16 protein-coding genes are annotated in these 19,354 nt (G+C 44.2%); 7 read left to right on the plus strand and 9 right to left on the minus strand.

The window, feature by feature from the left end; all coding sequences use genetic code 11:
* Positions 1–84 precede the first annotated feature (84 nt).
* The 3 genes from ACTTJ8_RS01960 to ACTTJ8_RS01970 form a co-directional block, all read right to left on the minus strand.
* Positions 85–3,822 carry an SNF2-related protein gene (locus ACTTJ8_RS01960; protein WP_442720177.1) on the minus strand — a complete coding sequence of 1,246 codons (3,738 nt, stop codon included), beginning with the start codon at positions 3,820–3,822 and terminating at the stop codon, positions 85–87.
* 30 nt (positions 3,823–3,852) lie between these two features.
* The gene (locus ACTTJ8_RS01965) at positions 3,853–4,626 is read right to left on the minus strand and encodes a hypothetical protein (RefSeq protein WP_442720178.1); all 774 of its coding nucleotides are present in this window, start codon (positions 4,624–4,626) and stop codon (positions 3,853–3,855) included.
* Positions 4,627–4,802: 176 nt separating this feature from the next.
* Positions 4,803–5,399, minus strand: coding sequence for a C40 family peptidase (locus tag ACTTJ8_RS01970; protein ID WP_442720179.1), 597 nt, complete (start codon positions 5,397–5,399; stop codon positions 4,803–4,805).
* A 57-nt stretch (positions 5,400–5,456) separates the two neighbouring features.
* Here ACTTJ8_RS01970 and ACTTJ8_RS01975 point away from each other — a divergent pair, with 57 nt between their 5' ends.
* The 6 genes from ACTTJ8_RS01975 (at position 5,457) to ACTTJ8_RS02000 (ending at position 13,644) form a co-directional block, all read left to right on the plus strand.
* Positions 5,457–7,199 carry an AMP-dependent synthetase/ligase gene (locus ACTTJ8_RS01975; protein WP_442718398.1) on the plus strand — a complete coding sequence of 581 codons (1,743 nt, stop codon included), beginning with the start codon at positions 5,457–5,459 and terminating at the stop codon, positions 7,197–7,199.
* A gap of 10 nt (positions 7,200–7,209) precedes the next feature.
* Entirely contained in the window at positions 7,210–8,307 is a 1,098-nt protein-coding gene (locus ACTTJ8_RS01980) for a carbohydrate kinase family protein (RefSeq protein WP_442720180.1), read from the plus strand.
* Between the two features lie 333 nt (positions 8,308–8,640).
* Entirely contained in the window at positions 8,641–10,065 is a 1,425-nt protein-coding gene (locus tag ACTTJ8_RS01985) for a YfcC family protein (protein ID WP_442715507.1), read from the plus strand.
* Between the two features lie 238 nt (positions 10,066–10,303).
* Positions 10,304–11,323, plus strand: coding sequence for a thiamine ABC transporter substrate-binding protein (locus ACTTJ8_RS01990; RefSeq protein ID WP_442715506.1), 1,020 nt, complete (start codon positions 10,304–10,306; stop codon positions 11,321–11,323).
* Positions 11,324–11,335: 12 nt separating this feature from the next.
* Entirely contained in the window at positions 11,336–12,940 is a 1,605-nt protein-coding gene (locus tag ACTTJ8_RS01995; RefSeq protein WP_442715505.1) for an ABC transporter permease, read from the plus strand.
* Positions 12,937–13,644 carry an ABC transporter ATP-binding protein gene (locus ACTTJ8_RS02000; RefSeq protein WP_442715504.1) on the plus strand — a complete coding sequence of 236 codons (708 nt, stop codon included), beginning with the start codon at positions 12,937–12,939 and terminating at the stop codon, positions 13,642–13,644. Before ACTTJ8_RS01995 ends, ACTTJ8_RS02000 begins: the two co-directional genes overlap by 4 nt.
* Positions 13,645–13,749: 105 nt before the next feature.
* On the opposite strand, the gene ACTTJ8_RS02005 is transcribed toward ACTTJ8_RS02000, so the two are convergent.
* From ACTTJ8_RS02005 to ACTTJ8_RS02015, 3 genes are read right to left on the minus strand one after another with little or no spacing between them, the layout of a single operon-like run.
* On the minus strand, positions 13,750–14,289 hold the full coding sequence (locus ACTTJ8_RS02005; protein WP_442715503.1) for an ATP-binding protein: 540 nt from the start codon (positions 14,287–14,289) through the stop codon (positions 13,750–13,752).
* A 13-nt stretch (positions 14,290–14,302) separates the two neighbouring features.
* Complete coding sequence (locus ACTTJ8_RS02010) at positions 14,303–14,647, minus strand: STAS domain-containing protein (RefSeq protein WP_442715502.1); 345 nt, start codon at positions 14,645–14,647, stop codon at positions 14,303–14,305.
* A gap of 19 nt (positions 14,648–14,666) precedes the next feature.
* On the minus strand, positions 14,667–16,319 hold the full coding sequence (locus ACTTJ8_RS02015; protein ID WP_442715501.1) for a PP2C family protein-serine/threonine phosphatase: 1,653 nt from the start codon (positions 16,317–16,319) through the stop codon (positions 14,667–14,669).
* Here ACTTJ8_RS02015 and ACTTJ8_RS02020 point away from each other — a divergent pair.
* Positions 16,276–16,605: a hypothetical protein gene (locus ACTTJ8_RS02020; protein WP_442715500.1), complete on the plus strand. Its 330-nt coding sequence runs from the start codon at positions 16,276–16,278 to the stop codon at positions 16,603–16,605. The two genes, ACTTJ8_RS02015 and ACTTJ8_RS02020, sit on opposite strands and share 44 nt — an antisense overlap.
* Before the next feature lie 148 nt (positions 16,606–16,753).
* Here the strand turns inward: ACTTJ8_RS02020 and ACTTJ8_RS02025 are convergent, their stop codons facing one another.
* From ACTTJ8_RS02025 to ACTTJ8_RS02035, 3 genes are read right to left on the minus strand one after another with little or no spacing between them, the layout of a single operon-like run.
* Positions 16,754–17,548: an ABC transporter permease gene (locus tag ACTTJ8_RS02025; RefSeq protein WP_442715499.1), complete on the minus strand. Its 795-nt coding sequence runs from the start codon at positions 17,546–17,548 to the stop codon at positions 16,754–16,756.
* Positions 17,549–17,558: 10 nt separating this feature from the next.
* Positions 17,559–18,356 carry an ABC transporter permease gene (locus ACTTJ8_RS02030; protein ID WP_442715498.1) on the minus strand — a complete coding sequence of 266 codons (798 nt, stop codon included), beginning with the start codon at positions 18,354–18,356 and terminating at the stop codon, positions 17,559–17,561.
* Positions 18,353–19,339, minus strand: a complete 987-nt coding sequence (locus ACTTJ8_RS02035) for an ABC transporter ATP-binding protein (protein WP_442715497.1) — start codon at positions 19,337–19,339, stop codon at positions 18,353–18,355. Before ACTTJ8_RS02035 ends, ACTTJ8_RS02030 begins: the two co-directional genes overlap by 4 nt.
* Positions 19,340–19,354: the final 15 nt, after the last annotated feature.

Below are 19,354 nucleotides of genomic sequence, written 5' to 3' on the forward strand. Positions count from 1 at the left end.
TTGTGCCGTGGTGCTTTATTCGTGCGGAAGGTTAATATTCACAAGCCGCAGCGGTAGTAAATGTCGAAATGGGGGCTGCTGCATTTATGAGAACAGCTCGGTTAGTTCCTTATTGCTCATTTTTGCAATCCACGATTCGCCGTTTTTGACCGTCATGCGTGAAATCTGCCGCTTTTTCTGAATCATTGCGTCGATTTTTTCTTCAAACGTTCCTGCACAGATAAAGCGGGAAACAAAAACCGTCTTATGCTGCCCGATACGGAAGGCCCGGTCTGTTGCCTGATCTTCTATCGCCGGATTGTACCAAAGGTCAAAGTGAATAACTCGGCTCGCTGCGGTTAGATTGAGTCCCGTGCCGCCTGCTTTGAGCGAGATAAGAAAAATACGCTGAGACGGATCAGTTTGAAAGGTGTCAACCGCAGCTTTTCGTGTATGCAGCGGCATCTGCCCATGCAATAAAAGACATTCGGTGTTGAGTTCTTGCCGTATCAGCTGCTGGAGGAGAAAGAGGGTTTGCGTGTACTGGCTAAAAATCAGTACCTTTTCCCCTGTTTCCAAAATTTCCGCTAAGAGCTGTATGAGGGCTGCCGTCTTTCCTGACAACGCAGTATCTGCCGGAAGGCTTGTGTCATAGACATGGGGATGATTGCATACCTGTTTGAGCGCTGTGAGCAGTTTGAGCATCAGGGCATTCCGCTGTAACCCGCCATCCGCTTTCAGCACATCGCCCAGCTGTGTTTGAATGAGGCTTTCGTACAACGCCGCTTGTTCGGGACTCAGCCGGCAGTACTGCGGGCTGATAACCTTCTCCGGCAGATCGGAGATAACCGCCGGATCGGTTTTAAGGCGGCGGAGTAAAAACGGCGCTGTTATTTTTTGAAAGTTTTCCGCTGTGCCGGTATCTCCGTGCAGCTCAATAGGAATGCGCCACTTTTTCCGGAATGTTTCTGCAGAGCCGAGGTAACCGGGAATGATAAAGTCAAAAAGGGCGCGCATATCCTCCAGACTGTTCTCCACAGGTGTACCCGTCATAGCGATTCTGGATGCTGCGTGCAGCTGCCGCAAGGCTTGAGCATTTTTTGTTTGCGTGTTTTTAACTGCCTGTGCTTCATCAATGATTAGACAGTCAAAGGTTCTTTCTGCCAGTTTTTTTGCATCCCGCTGCAGGGTTTGGTATGTGGTAATGTGGATATCCGCCTTGGATGAAAACCTCCGCCCCTGCCCGTGGAGGATAACACAGCGTAAATCCGGTGCAAATTTCTTAATTTCGTGTTCCCAGTTGGGTAAAAGGCTTGCCGGAGCTGCAATAAGAATACCGCTGTGCGCAAAGCCCTGTTCTTTCAGTTTTAAAATAAGGGTGATCACCTGCAGTGTTTTTCCCAACCCCATATCATCGCCGAGCAGACAGCCGAAGCCGCTTTTGATCGTGGAGTACAGCCACTGAAATCCTTTTTTCTGATAAGGGCGCAGTTCTGCTTGCAGCCCTGCCGGTATGGCTGTATCTGTTTCTCTGAACAGCGAATAGGAAAACGGCGCACCGTCTTCCGTTACCGTATTGCCCGTCAGTGTTCCTTGGATAATATCATGGATGGTCGGCTTTTCATCCTGCATTGTTTCAAGAAGATGAGCCGTGTATTCTGGATCGACAAGGAGATACCGGTCATTGAATTTTACCAGCCCCGTGCTGTGCTGCATCAGTTTTTTGAATTGAGCAATGCTGATTACCGTATCGCCGAGCATAATGCTGAGGTCGTAGTCGGTCAGGCTTTCGAGGCTGAGATATGATTGTACCGCACCGGTGCCTTTTGTTTTTTTGATTTGAAACACGGGTTTCGGTTTGAGTGTCCGCTGGAGGCTTTTGGGGACGATGACTTCAATACCGAACCGGGAAAGGAGCGGGGCGGCAGTGCGTAAGAAAAGCGCGGTTTCTTCTTGCGTAAGCGGAACCCATTTTTGATCGAGTAAGCCCATTAATTGCGGAAGATATGCTGAAAGGCTGAGTACAAATTGTACGGTTTTACTGCCGGTTTCGCCAGAATGCTTTATACGGGAAAAAGGAACAAATCCCGTCTCCGGTTCGTCCGGGCGGCTTACTTCGGCGGATATTTTAAAATCAGCCTGTGCTGCTTCTTCTAAGATGAGCCGGAATCGGAGCCTATTGTTGCTGTACTGCAATGCGGCAAGCCATTGGGTAATTGCCGCGGGGAGCCGATGATTGCCGGGGCTGCGGGTGTCAATCTGCGCGCCCCGGAAAAAGAGAGCAGCAATTTCCTGTTCAGCAGCACGTATGCCGGAAGGCATAAAACCTGCGGAGCGGACATATTCAGTGAGAAGAGCCGTCAACAGCAGTTCGGTACAGTAGCGCTTGCCCCACTGCAGTATCTGCGGAAAAAAGCCTTCGGTTAGCATGAGTGCGCAGCGGTCAATCGCGTCTGAAACTGTTTGGGCTGAGGTAAGCGGTTTCCAGAATATGCTCAGCTGTTGTGTTTTTTTATCAAGAAAGACTGCGGGGATCAGCGCTGACTCACTGATAAGCCGTTCACCGAGGGTGAGTACTGCGTATAAGGCTTTCATCTCGGCAGGTGAATCCGCTGCCGGTACAATTCCGCGGAAAAGGCTGAGCGATTCTGCGAGGGTCAAGCCTGCTTCTGTGCCATTGGGGCATTTGAGCAGGATGCGAAACCTTCCGCTCTTGTGCAGCGGAAAGGAAGGCTCTTTTTCTTTCCGGCGGGGAAGGGGAGCCGTATCCATTCGTACCGGGGTGTATAAAAGCCGGTTAGAGCCGCAGAGTACCGCTGCTGCGCTGCCGTCCGGTGTTGCCATGATAGCACGGATGTGCTGCTCCAGCGGACGGTCAAATGCTTCGGTTTGACGGGCTGCCAGCCGGTGATACAGCTCTTTAAATGCTGCCGGCAAGTCTCCGCTGTAAAAGGGGGCTGTGGGAGGCAGCATTGCGGTAATAAGCGGGAAAAAAGATTCTTCTATTGGGAATGCAGGCAGCGCGGTCGGTGTTTCTGCCGGCTCTTCATCGGAGCGGCGCAGCGAAAGCGGCACCGGATGTTCGTACTGCAGCTGGGCTGCCGCTTCGGTTTTTGCAGCTGTTTTACGTGCAGTACCGGTATTGCCGGCAGCCGGTATCTCGGCATACCCGGAGCTGCTGCGCGCTGCATCCTGCATTGATGCGGATACCGTAGGAGCGCTAAAAGCCGCAGCGGTTGTATCGGTTATATTGGAGTTTTTTTTACCGGTTGTTGTATGAGCCGCTGCCGGCGTGTCTTCCGCTTGAGCCGCTGTTGTTTCAGCAGCTTCGCCGATCGTTTTCCGCAGCTCAGTCAAGTCGAGGCCGGCAAGCTGGAACAAGAGCCGCGGGTCGTTATCAATTTCTTTTGAAAGAATATACAGTACCGCGGCAATGTGTTTGCACAGCCGGGCGCTGTCCGGGCAGGTGCAGTCACTTTCAAGTAAGCTCTGACGGCGGGGAATAAACCGGATATCCTTTGCTTCAAATGCGGCTACGAGCCGTTCTGTCATAACGCCGTTTTCTAAGGCAAGGCAGTCGGCAGGATAGCTTGCTAAAATCTTTTCGATCTTTTTCCGGTTTGGAGCAGAAACCGGCGGAAAGGTAAGGGTGATGTAATACCACGGATCATAATGCCCGGCAACGCGGGCAGCAACCTTATTTCCTGTAATAGTTAGGGAATCCACCTTGCCGATATTTGCATAGCTTTTTCCCCGTGAAACCCTACCGCCGCTATTATAGGCTTCCAGCATCCGTAAAAACCATGCTCCCCACGGGGTTATCCCATAGTTACTTTTTGCCATCTGTGCTCCTCCGGTATCGGTGTGCGGTATTTACAGCTGTACTTCGATCGGGGTAACTGCGCACAGCAGATCAATGAGGGGAATTTCTACCATGGCACGGGATCCTGCCGGTGTTTTCTTCTGTATTGTAAGGGTACCGGCAGGGGTAATCTGCGTATTTTGTACGGCATACGGGACATCAATGGTGAGCGTAAAGACAGCACTGCGGAGTTCTGCTGCAAGCTTTTTTCCGTATGCAGAGCCGATCAGTTCTTCATACTCTGCAGGGCTGAGCGCATCACCGGTAAACAGCGGCGCCATGAGCATATCGATAAAATCTTTACTGTCCTGCGGCAGACTCGTGAGAAACGATGCAATACTTTCGGATGAAATGCGGAGGGTTGTGCGCTTGTTTTTCCGGTCATAACTGATAAAACGCTTGAGTGTTTTATGATTGCCCGGTACAGTACCAGCAATCCGTAAGCTCATAGCGCCGCGGAGGGTAATACCGGTTACTTTAATCCCCGCTGCAGTCAGCGAGTCTTTGAGCTCCTGTGCATTAAAAATGGAAATTCCCTCGCTGTGCTCATCTTTTTGTTTGAGCAGATGGGTAATATTCTTTTCGAGGAGGCTGCTTGCAGCAAATTCAACCGTCAGATTGTAGTCGGCCTTATCCCGAATGACGATATGAGCAGAAGAAGAGCAAGCAGCAATGCTGAAAACGGCGCAGCAGCTGATGATAAGTCCGATAAACCGGCGTATCGGCAGCCGTACTTGAAATGGCTGGGAATGCAGCCGCTGATTATGATGCGATAACGTATGCATAGTAATAAACTCCTTAAGTAAACCTGTTCGGAAACTTCCGTTTCTGAACAGGTTACCTTGAAATGCGATGTTCTAAATCGTGCCATTTGCGTGATTTAGAACTCGTCGACCTATTCGAAAACGCAGTTATCGAATAGGTCTAGTATTGAAATAATGAAAAAGCTGTTTCAGCTGTTCTATGATTTTTTCGGTACTTTTTGTACTGCTTCCGAAATCACTTTTTCTATAACGGGATTAAGAGGGCAATTTTCTTGTGTCCGTGAAAAAAATGGAATAGCTGATTCAGCAAAAAAAATCTCCTCCGGTTTGAGGATGCTTCCTGCAAAACGGTAGGTTTTCTTCCAATAGGATTCTTGAATGTTTGAAATAATGACCCCTGTGTGTGGACCATCCGATGCGGAATGAATAAATTTCCCGCCGCCGATATATATTCCTGTATGGGATATACGGCTGGTTGTTTTAAAAAAGAGTAAATCGCCGGGCTGAATTTCGGCATCGGTTATTCTTTTGGTATATTCAGCAATGGCAGCAGAGCTACGGGGTATCTTCAGATCAAGGATAGCTGCAACGCTGCAGGACACAAAACCGGAGCAGTCCATTCCCTTGATAGAGCGTCCGCCGTAGCGGTATGGGGTACCGAGATAGGTGAGGGCGTGAGTCACCAAATGTATCCGTTCAGATTGCCCGTATTGCTGTTCCGCTGTCAATGCAGTTAGGATGCAGCACACAAGTAATACAACGGAGAAAAAACGCCGTAAGTCTTTCCAAATCATGTAAAATAGTTATACTAAAAATAGAATAAAATTGCAATTTGAGAAAGGAGTTGCATTATGGATGAAGTACGGAAAACACCGTGGGCTTTTTTAGATTCTTGGCGAGGCAAAAAATTTACCGGCGAATGGCCGACTCTGCCGGAGATGTTTGAAATAACGGTAGAGCGCTTTCCTGACCGGAATTGCTTGACGGTTTTTGAGCCTGACCGTATTACGCTTACTTACAGCCAAACACTCGCTGCGATACAAAAATTAGCAGGATGGCTGACTGCTCATGGGGTAAAAAAAGGAACCCATGTCGCTGTTTCCGGTAAAAATTCTTCGGAATGGGCTATTGTTTACCTTAGTGTTCTGTATGCGGGCGGTATCATCATTCCAATTGATTATGGACTACACGATTACGAAATCGTATCTCTTTTAGAAACAGCAGCTCCTCTTTTCTTTTTTGTTGATGAAGAAAAATATCCTTACTTTTTAGAAGAATCAAAAAAGCAATCCTTTATAGGCGAGGTGTATTCCCTCAGTGCAAAATATCAGGATCGTTTTATGCGTCATTTGGATGCAAAACCTCTTTCTACATATATTCCGCTGCAGGAAAACGACACGGCTGCAATCTTGTTTACTTCTGGAACGATGGGGCATCCGAAAGGTGTTATGCTATCTCACAAAAACATTGTTTCGGATTGTTATATTGCCCAATTGAATTTAAGCATTTTTGAAACCGATGTCTTCTATGCCTTATTGCCGCTGCATCATTCCTATACAATGGTTGCCGTATTCATCGAATCTATTTCTGTCGGTGCGGAGATTGTATTCGGTAAATCTATTGCAGTCTCGCGTATGCTGCACGAGTTAAAAGAAGGAAAGATCACCATGCTGCTCGGTGTTCCGCTTCTCTTTAATAAACTGCTTGCCGGTATTATGAAAGGAGTACGCAGCAAGGGAATTATTGTGTACGGTATTATCCGCTTTTTGATGGCTATCTCATATCTTGTCAAAAAGACAACAGGAAAAAATATCGGAAAAACGCTCTTTAAAAGCGTGCTGGAAAAGGCAAATCTTACTACGCTGCGTATTGCAATTTCAGGCGGAGGACCGCTTTCAAAAGAAGTTTTCCGGGCATATAACGAGTTTGGAATCGACTTTGTGCAAGGGTACGGCTTAACCGAAACTTCACCGATTATTGCGTTAAATCCGAAAGACCACTTTAAAATCGAGAGCGTTGGGCGCTATTTCCATCCTTATATGGAGATGAAAATCCTTGATCCTGATGAAAACGGACGCGGGGAGATTTGTGCAAAAGGACCGATGATTATGCAAGGCTACTACAATATGCCGGAAGAAACAGCTGAAGTCCTCTCTGAAGACGGCTGGTTCCGTACCGGAGATATCGGCTGGCTTGACAGCGAGAAATACCTGTATCTATGCGGTCGTGCAAAAAATCTCATCGTTACATCAGGCGGCAAGAATGTATACCCTGAAGAAATAGAAAACGCATTCCAGATGTATTACAATGATATTGAGCAAATCACTGTCATGGGATACCACCCGGCAGCTGATTTAACCAGCGAGGAAATTGAAGTGCTGGTATATCCTACAGATGAACTGTATAAAACGCTCAATTTTGATCGAGGTACATCGGCGGGCGACAGCGCTGCTTATAAAAAGATAGAAGAGATTGTCGAAATTGTGAATAAAAATCTGCTGCCGTATCAGCGGATAACGAAGATTACGCTTTTGGATACACCGCTGGAAATGACTACAACCAAAAAGGTTAAGCGGTACGATGGCCGTCTCTAAAAACTCACGTTTGAACTCAGCATCCTGTTGTTCTTGCTCCGAAGATGCGGTGTCGTATGCAGCCGTTATCGGCGGAGCAAATATTGATATTGCAGGTATTGCATCGGCAGCTTTAATTCCGGGTGATTCTAACCCCGGTATTGTCCGTTTTTCGCCGGGCGGTGTGGCACGGAATATCGCAGAGAACCTTGCCCGTCTTGGTGTACCGGTGCGCTTTATTACCGCGTTTGGCGATGATCCCTATGCGGGGCTGATTAAAACCGGTTGCCTTCAGGCAGGAATCGATATTTCTGCAGCAAAAATATGCACCGATTATACAACATCTGTGTATCTGTCTCTCCATGATCCTGGAGGAGAAATGCAGCTGGCTGTTTCTGATATGCGGCTGTATGATATGCTGACACCAGAATACCTTGCAACGCAGCTTGCGCTTATCAATTATGCTGCGGTCTGTATTGCCGACACCAATATTCCTCAAGAATCACTCGCCTTTTTAGCTGAACACTGCACTGTCCCCTTGTTTATCGACCCTGTTTCGGTAACGAAGGCTGCAAAAATACGGGATTTGCTGCCGTTTATTCATACGATAAAGCCTAATAGGCTGGAAGCCGAGTTTTTGACGGGAATTTCTCTCAGCGATGAATCCGGCAGCGATGGAGACGAAAGCGTAGACGAATCGCTGCACCGGATTGCCGATGTATTTTTGCAGCGGGGGGTACGGCAGCTCTTTTTATCGCTTGGAAGCCGCGGTATTTTTTGTGCTGATGCCAGCCGCCGCTTTGTACTGCCTCCGGAACAGCTGCAGCCGGTAAATATGACCGGTGCGGGTGATGGTCTGTTCGCCGGACTGGTATGGGGCTTTATGTATGGGCTTGATCTTGAACACTGTGCACGGGCGGGGAGGGCTGCTGCCGGTATCAGTATTGAAAGTCCCAATACGGTAAGCCGCGCAATGAGTGCGGAATTACTGTGTAGGCGGGCGGGAATCAGCTTATCAGAGCAAACAGATAAAACTACTGTAAGTATCTCTGCAGAATACAGGCAGTCAATGGAAAGTACATTTGTCAGCGAAAATATCCCGTGCCGAAAGTCTATACGGGGCGAATAATTGAGCGTTGTACCCCGCGCTGCTCCTGAGTTGTTTATGCGTGCAGCAGGTTAATGCTCACATGCCGCGTCGTAACAAAGGGTATTAAAGCCGGCTGCAGCGTCGGGATTATTAATTACTTGTTAAATACGCCGATGATGAGTATACTGCTAAAATTGTCGGTGTAATGAACATGATAAGCTGTGGCTGGTTTGTTGCTTGCGTGTGTGGAACACCGGAAGTCTCAAGGAGATTCGGTATGAAGAAAAAACGCTTGATTAGTGCCGCAGACGGTGCTGAACGAAGCTGCGGCGCTTACACTACCGCACAAGGGTGTGTTGTAAAGGAGAGGGCATGACCATGCGCTCTAAAAAGAAGCGGACAGCGCTTTCAGCATTCTCTATTCTTTATTTCATTCTTTTCACACTCGCTGTACTGACATGGATTATCCCGGAGGTGCGAAACGCAACTTTGGGTACTATTGTGATGGCATCGTACAATGGTTTTGCTGATGCAGTAGATGTTTGTTTTTTCATTATGGTGCTCAGCGGTTTTTTTAATGTGGTTACTAAAACGGGAGCGCTCAATGCCGGTATTGCGCAGTTGGTAAAGCGGTTCAAAGGACGGGAATTGGTGCTGATTCCTATCCTTATGCTGCTGTTTTCTATCGGCGGCACCACATTCGGTATGGCGGAAGAAACGATCGCCTTTTACAGTCTGATTACCGCAACGATGATTGCTGCAGGCTTTGATTCACTCGTAGGAGCGGCAACGGTATTACTCGGTTCCGGTGTCGGCGTTATCGGTTCAACCGTAAATCCTTTTGCGCCGGGTATCGCAGTCGATAGTATCAATAAGAGCTGCCGTGAACTCGGTATTGCTGCGGAAGTGAATACCGGTATCGTTATTATGCTTGGAACGGTGATTTGGCTTACTTCGTTGGTGATTGCATGTTGGTTTGTTATGTCTTATGCCGCAAAACTAAAACGAGATAAAGGCACAACGCTGCTTTCTACAGATGAACAGCGCATTATGCAAGAAAAATTCAATACAGCTGCAACAGCCGATGCCCCTATTTTTACCGCCAGAATGAAGATAACAATGTTCATCGTAGCTCTTTCATTTGCAGTGATGGTGATTGGCGTGGTTCCATGGACAAAATTTCATATTACCTGTTTTGACAGCTGGTCTGCCTTTTTAACCGATACCCCGCTTGGCAGCTGGTGGTTCGGCGAACTGGCAATGTGGTTTTTTCTGATGGCTATTGTGATCAGTGTGATTAACAGACTCTCCGAACGCGACACGGTAGAAGCTTTTGTCGAAGGCTCTCAAGGTGTGATGAGTGTTATTTTTGTTATTGCTGTCGCGCGGGGTGCATCCGTACTCATGGGGCAGACAGGTCTGGACAAGTATATCTTAGAACATGCCGCTCAAGCGCTGCAAGGAATGCCTGCCGGTATTTTTGCTCCGGTTCTCTATCTATTATATGGGCTGCTATCCTTTGTTATTCCTTCCAGTTCGGGACTCGCAACCGTATCAATGCCGATTATGGGACCGCTGGCGTATAAACTTAATCATAATCCTGCTGTTATGGTAATGATTTTCACCTCAGCTTCGGGTTTACTGAATCTTTTTACGCCGACAAGCGGTGTTGTGATGGGCGGTATAGCAATCAGCGGGGTAGAGTACCGAACATGGCTGAAATTTATGGGAAAAGTGCTCGGTATTTTGTTTATTACCACGGTGTTTATCCTCACTGGAGCAATGTTGATACTATAGAGCAACCACAGCGGCTTTCTTATACAAAAATACATTACACCACCGCGGTATGTTGAGCTTGCATTTTTTCTCAGAATATACTACTATGCGGAAATATTTATGGGGTGCCGGAATAATGAATGCGGCAATGTATCTTTAGAGATACTACGTTTTTTTATTCTGTGCTGAGAGCATACCCGCAACAGATGTCCGTATGGATGTCTGATACCTGATCCGGATAATGCCGGCGGAGGGAATAATGAAATTACGTCTTTATTTCTTTTTGTTTATTGTATGTTCAATCATACTGCCTTCAACCGCTTTTGCAGGCGGAAAAACTGATACTGCCGAAAAAACAGTAGTCGTTTATACCTATGACTCCTTTGCTTCAAAATGGGGACCCGGTGCAGAAATTGCAAAAAGGTTCAATGAACAAACAGGCTATACGGTACAATATGTAGTCTGTGAAGATTCAGGAGCGGTACTTTCAAAAGCCATTGCAGAGAAAAAAAATCCGCGTGCCGATGTGCTGGTGGGCATTAACGCATTTCTCACCGATAAGGCACGCAGCGCCGCTGTGTTGGAGCCGTATACCTCTCCTAATTTAGACAAAGCAGTGCCGCAGCAGGTTATTATGACCGAAGACAACTTGTTGACCCCATACGACTGGGGCTATTTTGCAATTATGTATGACACCCAATCAAAATTGCCTGCTCCGCACTCTTTGGAAGACTTAACCAAACCGGAATACGCGAAGAGCCTTGTTATCATGGATCCCCGTACCAGCGCTCCCGGTTTAGGCTTTGCTGCATGGACAAAAGCAGTGTACGGAAATAACTATCTTGCATACTGGAAGCGGCTTGCCCCATCGATTTTAACGATGAGTCATTCGTGGAGTGCAGGGTATGGACTTTTTACCGCTGGAGAAGCTCCGCTCGCTGTAAGCTATACTACAAGCATGGCGTACCATATCCGTTATGATAAAACAGACCGCTATCAGGCATTGGTTTTTCCAGAAGGAAATATGATTGCCCTTGAAGGTATGGGTGTAGTAAAAAATGCGCCTCACCGGGCTGCGGCACAAGCTTTTGTCGATTTCATGCTGAGCGAGAGTGCACAGGAAGTATTGCCCGAAACACAGTGGATGTACCCTGTGAATACAAAAACAGCCTTGCCGGAATCTTTTAAAAGCGTACCGATGCCGGAAAAATCTTTAAACCTTTCAGGAACCGAAGCAGAAGCGGTTGCAGATTCAATCATGTCGGTGCTCGGTAAATAATCACCACCCCCGATGCGGTACACCCGATACCTGCTGATTATTAGCAGTGCTTGTGCCTTTTGTGCAGTGCTTGCGGCGTTTTTTATCCCGATGGGTGCAGCAGTGCTGCCGGTGTTTAACTCCGGATTATCCGAAACAGCCTTGCGTTCTATCCTGAGGGTTGCTATCTTTACCATAGTGCAGGCTTTCCTATCTGCAACAGGAGCCGGCTGCATCGGATTGTGCGCTGCATTTTTTTGTGCCCGCCGCAAGTTTTTCGGCAGAAAGTTTCTACTTGCTCTTTCAGCAATCCCTTTGAGTGTGCCGCCGGTGGTGATTGCTCTTGCATTTATCCTGTTTTTTGGAAAAAACGGAATGCTGAACCGCCTCTTAGCTCAGTTTTCAGCGGATACGGTTTCTATCGGTACCTTTTTATACTCGATGGGCGGTGTGCTGCTCGTGCATAGTTTTTATAACTTCCCTATCACGATGCGGACTGTTGCCGTTGCCTGGGAAAAATTACCGGAAGAACCGGAGCAAGCAGCCTGTCTCTTAGGAGCATCGCCCCTCCATATCTTTCGGACAATTATTTTTCCGGCGCTCAAAGTGCCGTTTTTTGCCTCATTTGTGATTATATTTTTGTACTGTTTTTTCAGCTTTGTGATTATCCTCCTCTTGGGAGGGCTCGGGGTTACAACGCTTGAAGTAGAGCTGTATCAAACCGTTCGCAGAGAGATACACGCACAGGCGGCAGCCTGGATTGCGCTAATTGAAACAGTGATTGCAGCAGCAGCTGTTGGGCTGTATGCCTATTTACGGAGCCGAACTGCCGATCATACTGACAATGCCCAATACCTTCGTACTAGAACCCGTATATGCGGCAAACTTGAAAAACTCATGTTTTGCTGCTTAGTTTGCATCATCGGCTGTTGTTTAATATTACCGTTGTTTTCCTTGCTTGCGTATTCGTTTTCTACAACCGGAGGAGCCGCGCAGTCGTGTCTGCCGCAGTATGCCGGGTTGAAAGCATGGCAGCAGATTATACAACGTCCAGCCTTTTGGTATGCGCTAAAGAATACAGTGCAAACCGGTATTGGAACAGCCGCAATGTCGGTGCTTGCAGCCCTTTTGTTTGCCGCCATCAGTGTTTTCACCCGGCTGCATTGGTTGAAAAGCCTTCCTTTTTTGCCTTTTACTGTTTCTTCCATTGTTATCGGTTCAGGATGGCTCCGGCTCGATGCAGCGCCGTCTCCCTTTTTGCTTATTGCTGCACAAAGCTCGCTTGCGTGGCCTTTTGCTTGGGCGCAAATAGAAGCGAGTCTTGCTAAAATTCCGCATTCAGTCCTTGATGCCGCTTTTATCCTGTCGGCATCCCGCAGTGAAGCTTTTTTCCGTACTGTACTTCCCTTATGTAAAACAGGTATTGTATCGGCATTTTGCTGCGTTTTTGCTATCAGTGCAGGGGATGCCTCTCTACCGATTTTGCTGCATATCCCAAATTTTGAAAATTTAGCGCTGATGTTGTTCCGGTTTGCAGGCTCATACCGCTTTACGGAAAGTGCAGGTATTGCGGTTATTTTGGCGATGATAACAGGATTTCTCTTTTTTGTACAAGATACTGTGAAGGAGTCTGTATGATGCTGTTTCACCACCGGGCAAATCGATCGGATGCCTTGCATACTCAGGCAATTACTAGAGAAAAAAAGGGCGGTGATCAGCATTTTCTCTGTCTGCAAAATTTAACAAAGTACCGAGGAACAAAATGTATCACACTGTCCTGTTCTGTGAAGAAAGCTGGAACCCTTGCCTTACTTGGTCCCTCCGGCTGCGGTAAATCTACTATTCTCAAAATGATTGCCGGACTATTACCTCCCGATTCGGGAAAAATACTATTGAACGGGATCGATATTACCGGGATACCGGCAGCACAGCGCAGTATCGGGATGGTATTTCAGGATTATGCATTGTTCCCGCATCTTTCTGTGGAAGATAATATCGGCTATGGTTTAATTTCTCAAGGAAGTTCCAAAAGAGAAAGCAGGAGGGTTGCTGCCCTATGGCTTGAGCGCCTCGGACTAACCGGCATGGAAAAGAGGGGTATCGAAGGTCTTTCTGGGGGAGAAAAGCAGCGAGTTGCCCTTGCCCGCACGCTTGCAGTACAGCCGCTCGCTGTGTTATTTGATGAACCGCTCTCCGCCTTAGATACTCCGTTGAGAGTCAAACTCCGTGCCGAACTCAAAAAACATCAACAGGATATGCGGTACACAGCAATCTACGTTACCCATGACCGAGATGAAGCAGTATACCTTGCCGATCATATCATCGAAATGCCTGGGCTTTAATTCATACAGAATACCGCTTTCTGTACCTACCATGAGGGCATTAAAGCCGCGGCAGCAGTACCTATGAGAACGATCATACTCCGGTGCAGCAACTCGGTGTCTTGATTATTCTATTGCAATACCATGCCGTTTTTTAGAATAGAGTTTCTGCATAGCAATGGAATTACGTTTATCGCCGAATATAAATCCGCCGTTCCAATATTCGAGTGCGGCAAACAGCGCATTCCCGCCGTCATTATCATCGCTCATGGTTGTTCTAAAAGAAACGTATGCTTCCAAATTGGTAAAATCTTGATTATGCAAGCATTCGAGCCGTTTTTTATTAAACTCATTCCATTTCTCAAGGTCTTTGAACCCTTCACCTTCATCTTCAACAATAAGATGAGCATGCTCAGAGTCAAATTCATACCATATTTTTACCTTTTTTGAAAGATCACATTTATTACCATGCTTTACCGCATTTTTGATGATTTCACTAATTTGCTGTTCCAAAAGGTTAATACCTTTAATTTCCAGCGGAGCAGATTGTACAATCAATAGGGTAAAGTAACGGATTTGCCGAAAATCCGAAGGAAATTCCTTATACAGCATACCGGTTTTGTCGAATAAGGGGTCTTTTCCATCAACACGTAATTCTTTGATCATAGAAACGCTCCTCCTATTGACTATCCGCTAATTTCTGCAGCGCTTCTTCTAAGCTATTTGTTATAGGGAAAAAGCCCATTAACTTTGTTAATTCGATAACCTTTTTTACTGAACCATGAATATTTGTGATATATAATTGCAAGTTCTTCTTCTTTAAGGTTGAGCAAATATAGATCAATGCACCGATACCGGAAGAATCGATATACTCCACCTCTTCAAGATTGAGGACAATACATTTAACCTGCCGTTCTATCATTTTAGCAATGAGGTCTTTCAGCTTATACGAATTGTATAAATCCATCTCGCCGCTCACATCTATAATGTACACCTCTTTGTTTTTCCGAATTTTTAGCTCCATATTCGGTTCTCCTCCGTATTTACTTTATCTTAATGATCATTACAGTTTGATCATCATGGGGTAATGTTTTACCTATAAATGCCTTTATCTGCTTATCAATCTTCGCAGTTATTTCTTTTGCCGGTAGTTTTGCATAATCAACCAACAGTTCAGCAAGCGCTTTTAACCCGAATGGTTCTCCATGCTCATTCAGTGTTTCTACGATACCATCTGTAAATAGCACGGCAATATCGCCCTGCTCAACCGGGATTTTCTTCGCTGTATAAACTGACTTACTGTCAACACCGATAGGATCTGATTTTTGCTCAATCCGGGTGAGTTTTTTTGTTTTATTCTTCCACAGTAACAGGGAGTGGGTACCGGCATTGACATATTCAATTGATTTTTCCGAAGGAATATACGCCAATAACGATACGCTTGCATAGTGGTCTATCGAAATTTTACCGGTAATTCCCTTGTTCAAAATATCCAAAACTCCTTGTGTTGTTTGCACAGTATTGGTAATAAGGTAGAGAAGTGAGCGTATCATCGCCATAACGATACAGGCATGGATACTCTTACCGGTAACGTCCGCCGTAACACAGAACAGCCGATCCTTTTGATTTTGGATGATATCATAATAATCGCTGCATACCCCTCGTGCCGGCTTAAATAAAACCGATAAATTCAGCTTTGTTGTGTCGATAAGTTTCTTAGGCAACAATATTTTTTGAATGCGGCTTGCAATATCCGTCTCATTTTCAATCGTATGCAGTTCCGTTTCTTCCTGCAGATCATATACTAATTTAAGTGCTGCTGTGGCATAACTTGTTAATATTTCTCCTATTTCTATATCGGATTCAGTAAAAGGATCCCGTTCAGGGCTTCTTGCAAGCGAAATAAGTCCCGCAACAGTGTCGTGATACACCATTGGAAGCGTAAGCAGAGAGCCTGGCTGGAGGAAGGGTTCCTCGCCATTCACCACGATTCTCTCATCATTCCGTGCATCCTCTATCAGCATCGGCTTTGCTGACCGCACAGCTTCCCCAAAAAAGGAATTATTGAGGGGAAATTCTGCATACTTAAAATTAGTTGCTACCCTATCTTGCTTATGAGGAACATCATCCGGTAGCTTATACGGCGGAGGGTAGTTACCGCTATAGGCCTTGACGCTCAGCACATCTTCAAATTCCCCGATTGTAAGGATAACACCGCCGTCTGCAAAGAGACGTTCAATCATAATTTTATTGATAAATCCTAAAATGCCCGCAATATCCGGCTTTTGGCGGATTGCCTCGGCAGCTTTAATCAAAAAAGTATTCCCGACGGGTAGTAATTCTTTTGCCCGCAAAGAGGTTTCATCCGGACGCCGCGCTTCAATAAGTTCTTCTTGTACCTGCTCCAGCTGTAATTTAAGGGCAGCATATTCTTTTTTGTGTAGGGAATCGGCAGAAGCAATTACAGCCAACAAAAGCAGACACAGAGTACTGAATGCAAGTGTTACAAAGGGAGCGGATACCATATGCAGTAAAATACCGGCTGCTGCAAACAAAAGCAAGATAATGAGTAAACCTTTATTGTAACCATTGATCGCGCCTGTGTCTTTTTTATGCTTAAAAACCTGCACTCCGAAGAAGATAAAGCAGATTATGCTGGTAATAAGAAAAACCGTTGCAGCAGAAACTATTATCATATCTCTAATTCTATCATTTATTGCCGGTATCGTCAATTCTAAAAATACCGCAGCACTGCTGAGGGACATACCGCTGACTCCCATGCAAGAAAGTTGGTTTGCGACGCTGAAAAAGGAAAAGATATATCAGCTTGATACGACAAAACTGACCGTTGAGGAAGTCAAGACAATCGTCTGGAGATACACGTTTGCTTATTACAACACGAAACGTGTAACGACGGTAAATCCCGATGGCTTACCTCCACTGGTATACAGGAAAACAGCAGCTAAAAAAAGTGCGGCTTAAATACATTTGGGATGTTTAGGCATTGAACTACTATTGACCATTCCCTTTCAATAATCGAATATGTTAGACCGATTCCAGCAAGAATATTTTCTATTTGACTAATCGTCGTACGGCAATCAACATCTTTTCTCATCTTATCTATGTCCTTTTATGTATAATAATGCGTTAAATTCCTATAAAAAAAACGAATAACAAGATATAAAAATAAAATCGTAATGACAAAAGCAAATAAGCACATTTTGATTAAATTTAATCCCCAAAATATATGATTTTCTGTGAGTGCAATTGCCGGAAAATTATAAATGATAATTGATGGGATTATAGAAACACCAAGGCAATTTATTACTGTAGGATAAATCGAATGCGGATTATTTCCAATACCTACTATTGACCAAAAAATTTGGATTAAGCCGTTTATCTTTACAAATCGTAATGAAAATGTAATCATAAAAAATAAAATACAATATAACAGTAAAACGCTGCATCCAATCAAGAAAATATAGCCGATTATAAGTTGTATTTTTATAGGAAGTCCTAATTTTACTATTGAATACAGTAATAAGCCGAGTCCAAAAAAACTGCCTAAAAAGAGCCCTCCATTAAAATCGCGGCACGATATATAAAAAATAGTATTCACCGGTTTTAGAAGTAGATAATCCAAGTCATATGTTTTTACTTTTTGGGGTATCCGGATCAAGTTAAAAAAGAACATACCTCCAAAAAGAGAATTAATAATAATCACTGTGGCAACTAAGATAAAAATTTCATATTTTGTCCAGCCTGCTATGGTGTCAATAGATTCATAAAGAAAATGATAAAATAATATATTAGCGAACAAGCCGGTACTTATCGTAACAAAATAAAAGAGTAAATGTACTCTAAATTGAAACTCTCGTATCAAATTAATTCTTAAAAATGATACATATAAGCGAATGTATTTCATCACACATCTCCTATATTCCATATCCAGAAAAATCGCGCATTGCCTTTTTCCAAAGCAGAGAAAATAGAGCCATCAATATGAGTATCCATAGTATTTGCAATGCAAGTTGTACACTTGTTTGTTGTACTGATAGATTTCCCAGATATAAATTGATTGGCGTAAAAAACATATACTTAAACGGTAAATAGGATATGACAGTAAAAACACTACTTGGCAGCATTGATAAAGGAAAAGCCCCTCCTGCAAGTAAAAAGCTGATATTTTTCCATACATCAAGTAACGAACTTATTTCTTCTATCCATACTGTCAATAATCCTAAAATCAAATATATTAAAAAATGCAAAATTCCTGCAAAAATTGTTGATAAAACAAATAAAATGATTCGCTGTGAATAAAAAAATAAAAAATTTTGCATCAACGCTATAAATAATATAAGAGGAATACATATATTTACAAAGTAAACTACTTTATTTGCTGCAAATATTGTAAAATAATATCTAAAAAAACCGATAGGCTTTAAGATAAAATTGCTTATTAAGCCGTTTCTGATTGTTTCTGATAACTCAACAGCAACACTTCGTGCACTGGTAAGGCAGTCAATAAAAAATACAAGCAAGAAATACGTAATCATTTTTTGTAAGTCATATCCGCCAATGGTTCCGTTTCTTACTGTAAAAACGGTTTTCCATAGGAAAATATTGATTACAAGCGGAAAGAGTCCTACTATAAAATTAATTAAAAAGTTTTCACGGTAAACCCTTGCTTCACTCCATTTAATTTCTAACGCTGCTTTTAAGAAGGTCATCATTGTTCCTCATTTAGCATTATCTCTAGAATTGATTCAAACGATAAAGGCTCTATGGAAAACTCTCGCACTCCTTCTATTTTCATGACTTTTGTTTTAATTAAATCTATAGCGGTATTTTGTACTTTTACTCTTACTTTATTTATTGATTGGTTTTTCATCTCGAATGGTAAATCTTTTAATGCAACCGTTAAGTTTTCTAAAATGGTAGAATTATCAAATATAAGTTTTACAATACTATAATTATCATACTTTCTTTTTAATGCACCAACGGCACCATCATAAAGAATAGAACCTTTATTGAGAGTAATTACACGATCACAAATATCATCAATATCATTCATATTATGACTGGTGATAATAATGATTGCATGCTCCCGATCCCGATAATCACGTAAAAAATTCCGAATATTTTTTTGTGAAATAATATCCAATCCTAAAGTAGGCTCATCTAAAAGTACTATTTTAGGGCGATGCAGTAGGGTCAAAATAAATTCCATCTTCATCCGCTCTCCTAAGGATAACTTTCTGACTGGCGTAGTAAGTAACTCCGTCACATGCAGCAGCGAAGACAGGTTTGCTAATGTTTTTTCAAATGTATCATTTGCTATGTCATATAGTGCAGCTTCCAATCGAAAGGAATCTACGGCAGGTATATCCCAGGATAATTGACTCTTATTCCCCATTAAAAAGCTGATGGTTCTTAAAAAATCGTTTTCTTTTTTCCAGGGATCAAAACCATTAACGACACTCGTACCGGATGACGGTTTAATAAGACCGGACAGCATTTTTAATATCGTTGTTTTTCCAGCCCCATTAAGACCAATCAATCCGACAATCTCGCTGTCCAGTATTTCAAAACTAACATCAGCTACGGCTTCAATTTCTTTATAACGGCGACGAAATAATCCCTTAAAAGCATTTTTCAGACCTTCTTCTTTTTGTGCTACTCGATATATTTTACTGACATTCTTTACGGTGATCATAACTGGCTTGCGATT

The sequence above is a fragment of the Treponema sp. genome (assembly GCF_052169735.1).
Classification (GTDB): domain Bacteria; phylum Spirochaetota; class Spirochaetia; order Treponematales; family Treponemataceae; genus Treponema.